Origin of the sequence: Neisseria sp. HMSC074B07, from assembly GCF_001810355.1 — a bacterium.
Lineage (GTDB): Bacteria > Pseudomonadota > Gammaproteobacteria > Burkholderiales > Neisseriaceae > Neisseria.
Window position 1 is genome coordinate 12110 of sequence record NZ_KV800958.1, and the last position, 8932, is coordinate 21041.

Genomic DNA, 8932 nt, shown 5'->3' on the forward strand with positions numbered 1-8932 from the left:
TCGCCTTGTCCTGATTTAGTTAATCCACTATATAAAAAGGTCGTCTGAAAACCTGATGGATAAGGTTTTCAGACGACCTTTTTGATGGGAAGGGATTATTTGAAGATGTAGGAATCGGGCATTTCGTCGAAGCTGACGACGCGGCCGCCTTTTTCTTTGGCAAATTTCTCTGCTTGGGCTTTGTCGGCGAAGGGGAGGGCGTCTTCCGCACCCATGCCGCCGATGAAGCCGCTTTCGATGACGTAGTAGGCTTTTTTGCCGTCTATCCATGCGGTGTCGGCATTGGGTTTGCTCCAGTCTTTGACTTTGCCCATGTCGGTAACGTAGATGACGTGGATGCCTTTAGGCTCTTCGGGCAGCTTGGTGTAGCCGAACATCTGCTTGATGGTGGAGAACCAGACGGGGCGGTCGGGTTTGCCGTTGAGGTAGATTTGGGCTTTGGGGCCGTTGTGTTCGGTCAGGTTCATGCTGCAATAGTGCCCCACGGCGCGGTCGCTGATTTGCTGAGGCTCAGGCGGCGGGGTGTCATCCTCTTTAGGGCAGGCACTCAGGAGCAGGGCGGCGAGGAGCGCAGGTAAAATCTTTTTCATATTTGTCGCTTTCCAAAAATTCTTGCTGCCAAGATAAGGGGAATAATAACCCATAATATCTGCGCGGTCAGCAATACGGGCATGGTCAGGCTGATTTGTTCGCTCAAACCTGCCATGCCTGCGTACATGGCGGTGTTTTCGTAACCGGTCAGGTTGAGCAGGCGGTAGATGTCGGTGGGGTTGAAAAGGAGGACGGTTTCAACGACGGGGGCAGTAATTGTTTGCTGGGTATCGGCGACGAGGATGCCCAAAAGCGCCATGTCGAAGATGACGACGAAAAACAGCCAAACGCCGATGGCGATACCGGCGGCGGTGCCGCGTTCTTTGACTTTCGCGCTGATGAGGTAGCCCATGGACAGGAATGCCGCGCCCAAGATGACGCTGGCGGCAATCAGCAGGGCAAAGGGTTTCCATGCGGCGATGTCGAAGCTGCCGTTGGCGAGTTGGAGCGTGATGCCCGCAATTCCGTAGCCTGCGGTGGTGGCAAGGGCGAGGATGATGAGGTGTCCGATGAATTTTCCGGCAAGGATTTGGTTGCGGGAAACGGGGTAGCTCAACAGCAGCGCCATGGTGCCGCGTTCGATTTCGCCAATGAGGGAATCGTAGGAGAGGAGCATGGCGATGAGCGGGATCAGGAAGATGGACAGGCTGGAGAGGCTGACAACGGTTACAGTCAGCGGATCGACTTTAACCGAGCCTGTCGGCGAGCTGCCGAGGAAGCCCAATGAGAGGGCGAGGGCGGCAAGCAGGACGGAGGCGGCGAGTACCCAGCGGTTGCGCAGGCTGTCGCGGACTTCTTTTCCGGTGATAATCCAAACGGGGTTCATACGTCCTCCCTTTTTAAGAATTGTGCGTACATGTCGTCGAGTGTGGGTGTGTGGATGTCGAGGTAGGCGAGGTCGGACAGGTTGCCCAGTTCGCTGAGTAATGCCATGCGTTCTTCAGCCTGACATTGCGCCTGATAGCTGAGGTCGTCTGAAAGCGGCTGCCAGCGTCCGCTTAACGGACGCGGGGCTTTGAGTCGGATGTTGACGGTGAGGGGGAGTCCGCTTTGGACGTGCAGCTCGTCCATGCTGCCGTCGGCGACTTTGACACCGTTTTTCATGACGACGATGCGGTCGGCGTGGCCGTCAAGTTCGGCGAGGGCGTGGGTGCTGAGGAGGACGGTGGCGCCGCGTCCGTTGAGTTCGCGCACGACTTCGTAAAACATTTGGCGCGAGGCGGGGTCGAGGCCTGTGGTGGGTTCGTCAAACAGCAATACTTTGGGTTCGCCCAGCAGCGCTTGGGCGAGGGCGAGGCGTTGGCGCATGCCTTTGGAGTAGGTGCCGACGCGGCGGCGGGCGGCTTGGGAAATGCCGACGCGCTCGAGGAGTTCGTGGTTTTTGGTGAGCGGCTGTTTTTTGAGTTTGGCGTAGAAATTGAGGGTTTCGATGCCGCTGAGGGAAGGGTGTAGGGCGACGGTTTCGGGCAGGTAGCCGATTTGGCTACGCAACTGTGCGCCGGCTTTGCTGCCTGTGCGCTCACCCAGCAGCATGACTTCGCCTTCGGTGGGGGTAATCAGCCCGAGTATCAATTTGATGAGCGTGGACTTGCCTGCACCGTTGTGTCCGGCAAGACCGACACTTTCGCCTGCCTTCAAGACTAAATCGACTTGGTTGACGGCTTTTTGTGCGCCGAAGCGTTTGGTTACGTTTCTCAATTCGACATGGTGTGCGCTCATGAGTGCTTCCTTGTGTGGATTGGGTTTCAGACGACGTTCGGGTCGTCTGAAAAGGGCGTTCTTTGTATGGGGTCGTCTGAAAAAGGGGAGAGGGATTTCAGACGACGTTTGTTATGGGGCGGCGTTTTCGACTGTTGCCTGCGTTGCGGGTTGCACCGTATTTGCGGCGAATGCCCGTTGGTACGGCAATGAGGGGCAAAACCTTGCTGCGGCGGGGTTTTAAGGTCGTCTGAAAACTTTTCAGACGACCTTGCGGGGGCGTGTTTGCCGGTCCCGTTTAGTTCAATGAGCCGTTTTCGGCATCGCTCCATTCGGACTGATGGGTTTTGGCTTCTTGCAACAGTTGTTCTTTCATGGCCTCGTATTTGGTGGTGGTTTTGTTGCTGCCTGCCTTCATCAGCGGTTTGCTGTCGATCACGCCGCCGGGAAGGATGGCGGGGAACTGCGATTGCGCCCATTTGACGATGCTGATGGCGGGGCTGTTCATCAGGAGGCGGGAAACGGGCGCGCGCCAGATGATTTGGTCGATGATGCCGTTGGGACGGTACGCGCTGTCGCCGAAGCCGTCGCCGTCGAGGTCGAACGCGCTGTTGTCGCTCCAGTAGTTGCCGCGTCCGCCTTCGCCCCAGTCAAGAAAACGTGTGCTGACGTATTTAACTTGGCTTTCGTTGTTGATGAAGGCGTTGTCGGAAAGGGTGGTGCCTTCGATGGCGGCGGTGAAGTGGATGCCGATTTCGCAGTTTTCAAAATGGTTGGCGACGATTTTGTTGTAGTTGGCGTTGTAGGCAAAAACGCATTTGCCGGCTTTGTTGATGATGTTGTCGTGGATGTCGGAATAGTTGACGTAGTTGAGCATGATGCCTTGGTCGCGGCTGCCGACGGCGATATTGCCATACACTTTGAGGCGGTCGGAAAACATCAAGACGTAGCCCATGTTGTTGCCGACGGAAATGTTGCCGCTGACTTCGCTGTCGTTGGTGTACATGTAGTGGACGGCGAAACGCAGGTCGCTGAAGCGGTTGTTTTTGTAGGTGTTGTTTTTGCTGGTGTTGGAGAAAATGCCGTCGCGGCCTTTGGAAATGTCGTTGCCGATAACTTGCGCGCCGGGGGCGTTCCAGACGGTGACGGCGTTACCGCGTTCGTTGACGCGCAGGGTGGAGTCGCCGACGATTTTGTTCTCGCGCACCATGGATTCGGCAGAACCGTGGATATACACGCCGACGGAGTTGTCGAGGATGTTGTTGTGTTCGATTAAGGCGCGGGGGGCGGTTTCTTCGAGGTAGATGCCGGCGTCCATGGCGGGCAGGCTCATGCCGGAACGGGTGACGGTGAGGTTGCGCAGGGTAACGTCGGGGGCAATGACGGCAATGGTGCGGCCGGTGCGGTCGCCTTCGATTTTGGCGGAGCGGTCGGCAGGGCCTTCGATAGTGATGGGTTTGTCGATAAGCAGTTTGGTTTTGTAAGTGCCGGAGGCGAGCTTGAGTGTATCGCCTGCCTGCGCGCGCGCGATGACTTCGGGGAGGTTGTCGGTAGGGGAAACGTCGATGGTGGCTGCAAAGGTCGTCTGAATCATGCCGCCGAACATAAATGTCAGGACAGCGCGTCGCCATGTTTTGAATTGGGGTGTGTGCATGGAGTTCCTCTGATTCGTGCGGTGTGCGTCGGCGCGGTAATGCCTGCCTGTGAGGGCCGTGTTTTTGTTTTATAGCGGAACAGTCTGTTGCGTCCAAACGGTTCTGCTATAAAAGGTCGTCTGAAAACGAGGGCAGCGGGTTTCGCTAAGACCTGAAAGTTTTTTCAGACGACCTTTCCGTTAAGTCAGTGATAAACCGTCAAACCCGATTATCGGGGTTTAACAATCATTTGACCGGACATTTCCATGTGCAGGGCGTGGCAGAACCATTGGCAGTAGTACCAGTGTACGCCCGGACGGACGGCTTTGAAGGTTACCGATTGGGTAGCTTGCGGGCCGATTTCTATGGCGATGCCGTAGCCTTCCAAAGTGAAGCCGTGGGTCAAGTCTTCGATGGTTTCGACGTTGGTCACATATACGGTTACTTCGTCGCCTTGGTTGACTTCGAATTGCGGGATGCTGTACGCAGGCGCAACGGCAGTCATGTATACGCGGACTTTGTTGCCCTCGCGGATGACTTTGGCGGCTTTTTCCAGCTCGACACCGTCTTTTTTCGCCTGTTCCACAGCGTCTTGCCAGAACCATGGGTCTTTGCGGTCCCAGGTTTTTTTCGGGTTGACTTTGGAGGCGGCAACCAAACACAGGTCATGCGGTTCGGCAAAGGTCGGGTTGTCGTGTACCAGGCGCATTTCGTCGCCGGAAATGTCGATCAACTGGTCGCATTCCGGTTTCAGCGGGCCGGCGTTGAGGAAGCGGTCTTTGGAGAATTTGTTCAAAGATACCAGCCATTTACCGTCGGCTTCCTTGGTTTCGCCCATGGTCGTATGGTTGTGGCCGGGTTGGTAGTGGACGTCGAGTTTCTGTTTGATCGGATCCACTTTTTCGCCTTTGTAGGCTTTGATGGCGTCGTCGATGTTCCATTTGACCATTTGGCTGTCGATAAACAGCGTGGTGTAGGCGTTGCCGCGACCGTCAAACGCGGTGTGTAAAGGACCGAGACCCAGTTGGGGTTCGGCGACAACCACGTCGCGCTCTTTGATTTTGCCGGCGAACAAATCGTCCAGTTTGCTGACGTCCAATACGGTAACGGTCGGAGACAGTTTACCGTTGAGCATGATGTATTTGCCGTCAGGGGAAGCGTTACAGCCGTGCGGAGAGTTCGGCACGGGGATGTAGCGGGTGTAAGGGGAATTGGCTTCTGCGCGGCCGTCCAGCATTTTCACGCCGTTGACTTCTTTGAAGTCGCCTTTTTTGATGCCTTCTTCGATGGCGGCAAGATTGAAGACTACGCACCAGTCTTGCTCGTTGGAAGAAGCACCTTGTACGGTCAGGGCGCGTTCGGAGTTGTAGCAGGTGGAGAAGGAGTATTTGCCTTGGTAGTCGGCATCGCCGTTGTCCAAGTTGCCGTCCACCAATACTTGCCATGCGATGTCCATGGTTTCGCCGTCGATGGCGGTATAAACGGCATTCCAAGTTTTGGCGTCGTTCCAAGTACCCACGCCGCTTACCGGTACGATGTGTTCGCCGTTGGCAAAGACGTAGCCGGTTTTCGGATAACGTTGCGGACGCAGACCGTGTACACCGGAAACGTTAGGGATTTCGGTGATTTTGTCGGTTTTCATGAAGTCCAGGCGGACGCGGCAAACGCGGTTGTTTGCTTTGTCGTTGGCATACGCGTAGCGGCCGTCGTAAGTTTGGTCGGTAAACGACAAGTGAGGGTGGTGCAAGTCGCCGTTAGGGTAGCAGCGCAGGCCGCTGTCTTTCAGGAACTGGTTGGTTTCCGGCGTATTTTTTTCATTCAAAATACGCAGGCTCTCGTTGGTACGGCCCCAACCGGTCGCGCTGTCCATGTTGAACACGGGGATACGCATCAGTTCGCGCATGGAAGGTACGCCGATCAAGCGCATTTCGCCCGATTGGCCGCCGGAGAGGAAGCCGTAGTATTGGTCGAGTTCGCCCGGACCGACTTCGGAAGTCTGTTTGCCCGGTTCGGCAGAGGCATGAGACTCGGTTTTAGCGGCAGGCGCAGCACCTGAAGCGGCGGCTTTATCGCCACCCTCTTTGGAACAGCCCGCCAAACCCAACAGACCGGCGCCGGCAATACCTGCGCCTGAAACGGCGGCAGTACCTAAGAATGAACGACGGCTTAAGCCGTTTTGTTCTAATTTTTCGTCTGACATACAACACTCCTTGGATAAAATTCGGCAGCCGGCGTTTTCAGACGACCTGCCGATTGAAAAAACGTATTTATGTTTATAAGTGTGGGTACGGTTGACCCGGTATTTCTTTAGGGTTTCAGATTATTCGCCGGCTTTAGGGGCGGTTTCTTTTTTCACAAACTGCACAACCTGCTCCCCAGGCTGCTGTTTTGCAGATGCGGTTTCGGGGTCGGCTTTTGCCGCCGCCTGTTTTTGTTTTTTCTTATTGGTTGCCACAACTTGCGGGCAACGTGTGTCATGGTGATACATGACTTGGCAGTGCAGGCACTGGATACATTCGTTCGGATGGATGTCGCCTTCCGGTGCAATCGCCTGAACGGGGCATTCGTGCGTACAGATTTGGCAAGGGTTGCCGCACATTTTGTAGCGGCGAAGCCAGTCGAATACGCGGAAGCGGCCGGGTAGGGCGATGCCCGCGCCCAATGGGCACAGATAGCGGCAGAAGAAGCGTTCGATAAACAGGCCTGCAACCAAAAGGGTAACGGCAAACGCGACAAACCACCATTCGCGGACGAATTTCAAAATAATCGCCGTTTTAAAAGGTTCTACCTCTGCGAATTTTTCCGCCGTGCCCAAATCGTACAGGGAAATTGCCAACAGTGCGAAGAAAATGACGTATTTAATCGCAGTCAGGCGAGTGTGCAGCAGGTGTGGCACGGTAATTTGTTTCACGCCCAATTTTTTGGCGATACGGTTGGTCAACTCTTGCAGCGAACCGAAGGGGCAGAGCCAGCCGCAGAATGTACCGCGGTTCCACAGCAACATGGTTGCGGCGGTAAACAGCCACAGGATGAACACAATCGGATCCATCAGGAAGAAGTCCCAACGGAATTCGGTCAGGATGGCGGAGAACAGTGTCAGCGTATTGACGACCGACAGTTGCGCCTGAGCGTACCAGCCGATATAGAACAGGGTAAATGTCAGGAATACCAGGCGGAAGCGGTCGTACCATTTCTCATAGCGGACAATCCAGTCTTGGAACAGGAAGACCAAAAGCAGGATGGTCAATGCGATGCCGACTACGGCGATTTGTCCCTGTTTCGCTTTCCACACCTGTTTCCAGAGTTGGTTGGACGCACCGTCGTTTGAAGAGGCTTCAGAGGCTTCTTCGGCTATGCCTTTTGTGTCTGAGGCTTGTTCGGCGGCAGGAGCGGCTGCCGGTTCGACTGGCGCACTGATTTCGACGGGCGGTGCTTTCGGGTCATCGACATAGTAACCTTGAGGCAGCTCGTAATCCAAATCGGCGGTTACGAACGCTTTGTCGTTTACGCTCAATACGCGTTGAACCATCAACTGCAAACGCCAAGGTTCGGCAGCATCGAATTCCACACCTTCGGGAATCGTAAACCAAGATACTTCTTTAAAGTGGGGCGCACCTTCGGCTGCCAAATCAACCAAGCGTTCGTGTTGCGCGTCGGTAAAGCGGAAGCTGTTTTCGCCTTGAATCATCTCGATACGATCGAAAATACCGCCGCGGACATAGCCCGAACCTTTCCAAGAATAACGGCCTTCACCGGCAACCAAGACAGCTTGTTGACCCGGTTGCAGACGGTTTTGCAGGTTTTTCCAACCTTCCTCGCCCAGCAGGCTTTTGCCGATGGAAGGCTGGCTGACTACGGCTGTGTACAAATCGATAAAGGTATCGTCGCCTGCGCCTTGTTCGGCGTGTTCGGCAACACCTGCTTTGCCGCCTTTTTCAAACAGCTTGTTAATTTCATCAACAGTAATGTGCAGATGACCGATGGCTTTTTGTTCCAGCAGCGCATTCCAAGATTGGATGTCCTGTTTGTCCGGGTTGACAGCGCGGCGAGGCCGGGTTTGAGCCGCAGGGGCAGCAGCCTGTTGCGTATCCGCAGCATTGGCGGAGGTCGTCTGAACGGCTTTGTCAGTGCCCAAACCATATTTGCCGGCAACAACTTTGAACGAACGCTGGATGCTGTCGTTAATCACCATCAGCGTAACGGTCGCGCCGCTGATGATGTCCCCGGGGGCAACGCCCGGAGTAGGCGGATTTTTAATAAAATTCAAACCGATATACTTATTGATGAATTTATCCACACGCGACTGCGGGATACCAATAAGCATAATCGGCTCATGGTGATCGACCAGCTTCGCACCGGCGATCGTTCCGTCGTTGGCCAAAGCCATCATTGTATCAATCGGTTTGCTCGAATAGCCGCGTGTATTGACTACGTCCGTCGTGATATACACCAAACCCAACTGCTCGTCGCCCTTATAAACACGGGCAACCATAGGCTTGCCTTCAGGCTTGCCATAACGGTCTGCACCCGGAAAAATTTCCGAAGGCTGGACTTTTGACAAAAAGTCAGGCAAACGCTCGGCGTAAGCGGGCAGTGTCGAAAACAATAGGACAAATACGGCAAACATCGCCAGCATCGTATTCAAGATGCCTGATGTGTGTTTCGTTTTTAGGCAGGACATGGCTGTTCCCGATTATTCGATACTCTAAACATTAACATTATATGAATCCATTATTTGCAATAATTTGACCTATGTCAAATTTACAAATCTTAAAACCTGGTTTTAACGGTAAGTAATACTTTGTGATTATGTGGAGATGGCTCTAATTTTGTTGCTAATGGAATAGAAAACCGGGTGATTAAACAATTTTGGGTTTCGTGGTGTATTAATATGTTTTCGATATAGGATGGCAATCGCAATCTGTACATGGCGCAGGTAATGCGGCACTGATTTGTTTTTCAAGTTGCGGTTTATTGAATATAGTGGATTAAATTTAAATCAGGACAAG

At 54.1% G+C, this 8932-nt stretch carries 7 protein-coding genes; 1 reads left to right on the forward strand and 6 read right to left on the reverse strand.

Annotation, left to right across the window (positions count from 1 at the left end):
- Window positions 1-95: 95 nt before the first annotated feature.
- Genes HMPREF2726_RS08875 through HMPREF2726_RS08885 form a run of 3 tightly spaced genes read right to left on the reverse strand, consistent with a single transcriptional unit; the run spans window position 96 to window position 2310 of the window.
- Window positions 96-590, reverse strand: coding sequence for a nitrous oxide reductase accessory protein NosL (locus HMPREF2726_RS08875; RefSeq protein WP_003759050.1), 495 nt, complete (start codon window positions 588-590; stop codon window positions 96-98).
- Window positions 587-1417, reverse strand: a complete 831-nt coding sequence (locus tag HMPREF2726_RS08880; RefSeq protein ID WP_003759052.1) for an ABC transporter permease — start codon at window positions 1415-1417, stop codon at window positions 587-589. Before HMPREF2726_RS08880 ends, HMPREF2726_RS08875 begins: the two co-directional genes overlap by 4 nt.
- A complete protein-coding gene (locus tag HMPREF2726_RS08885; RefSeq protein ID WP_009311593.1) occupies window positions 1414-2310 on the reverse strand; it encodes an ABC transporter ATP-binding protein in 897 nt (298 codons plus the stop codon). Before HMPREF2726_RS08885 ends, HMPREF2726_RS08880 begins: the two co-directional genes overlap by 4 nt.
- Between HMPREF2726_RS08885 and HMPREF2726_RS13905 the strand changes: the two genes are divergently transcribed.
- Window positions 2309-2533, forward strand: coding sequence for a hypothetical protein (locus tag HMPREF2726_RS13905; RefSeq protein WP_148132501.1), 225 nt, complete (start codon window positions 2309-2311; stop codon window positions 2531-2533). The two genes, HMPREF2726_RS08885 and HMPREF2726_RS13905, sit on opposite strands and share 2 nt — an antisense overlap.
- 54 nt (window positions 2534-2587) lie before the next feature.
- Here HMPREF2726_RS13905 and HMPREF2726_RS08890 read toward each other — a convergent pair whose 3' ends face one another.
- The 3 genes from HMPREF2726_RS08890 to HMPREF2726_RS08900 form a co-directional block, all read right to left on the reverse strand.
- Window positions 2588-3943, reverse strand: a complete 1356-nt coding sequence (locus HMPREF2726_RS08890; RefSeq protein WP_070603052.1) for a nitrous oxide reductase family maturation protein NosD — start codon at window positions 3941-3943, stop codon at window positions 2588-2590.
- Between the two features lie 209 nt (window positions 3944-4152).
- Window positions 4153-6123: a TAT-dependent nitrous-oxide reductase gene (nosZ, locus tag HMPREF2726_RS08895; RefSeq protein WP_070603054.1), complete on the reverse strand. Its 1971-nt coding sequence runs from the start codon at window positions 6121-6123 to the stop codon at window positions 4153-4155.
- 120 nt (window positions 6124-6243) lie between these two features.
- The gene (locus HMPREF2726_RS08900) at window positions 6244-8559 is read right to left on the reverse strand and encodes a NosR/NirI family protein (RefSeq protein WP_210399693.1); all 2316 of its coding nucleotides are present in this window, start codon (window positions 8557-8559) and stop codon (window positions 6244-6246) included.
- Window positions 8560-8932 lie beyond the last annotated feature (373 nt).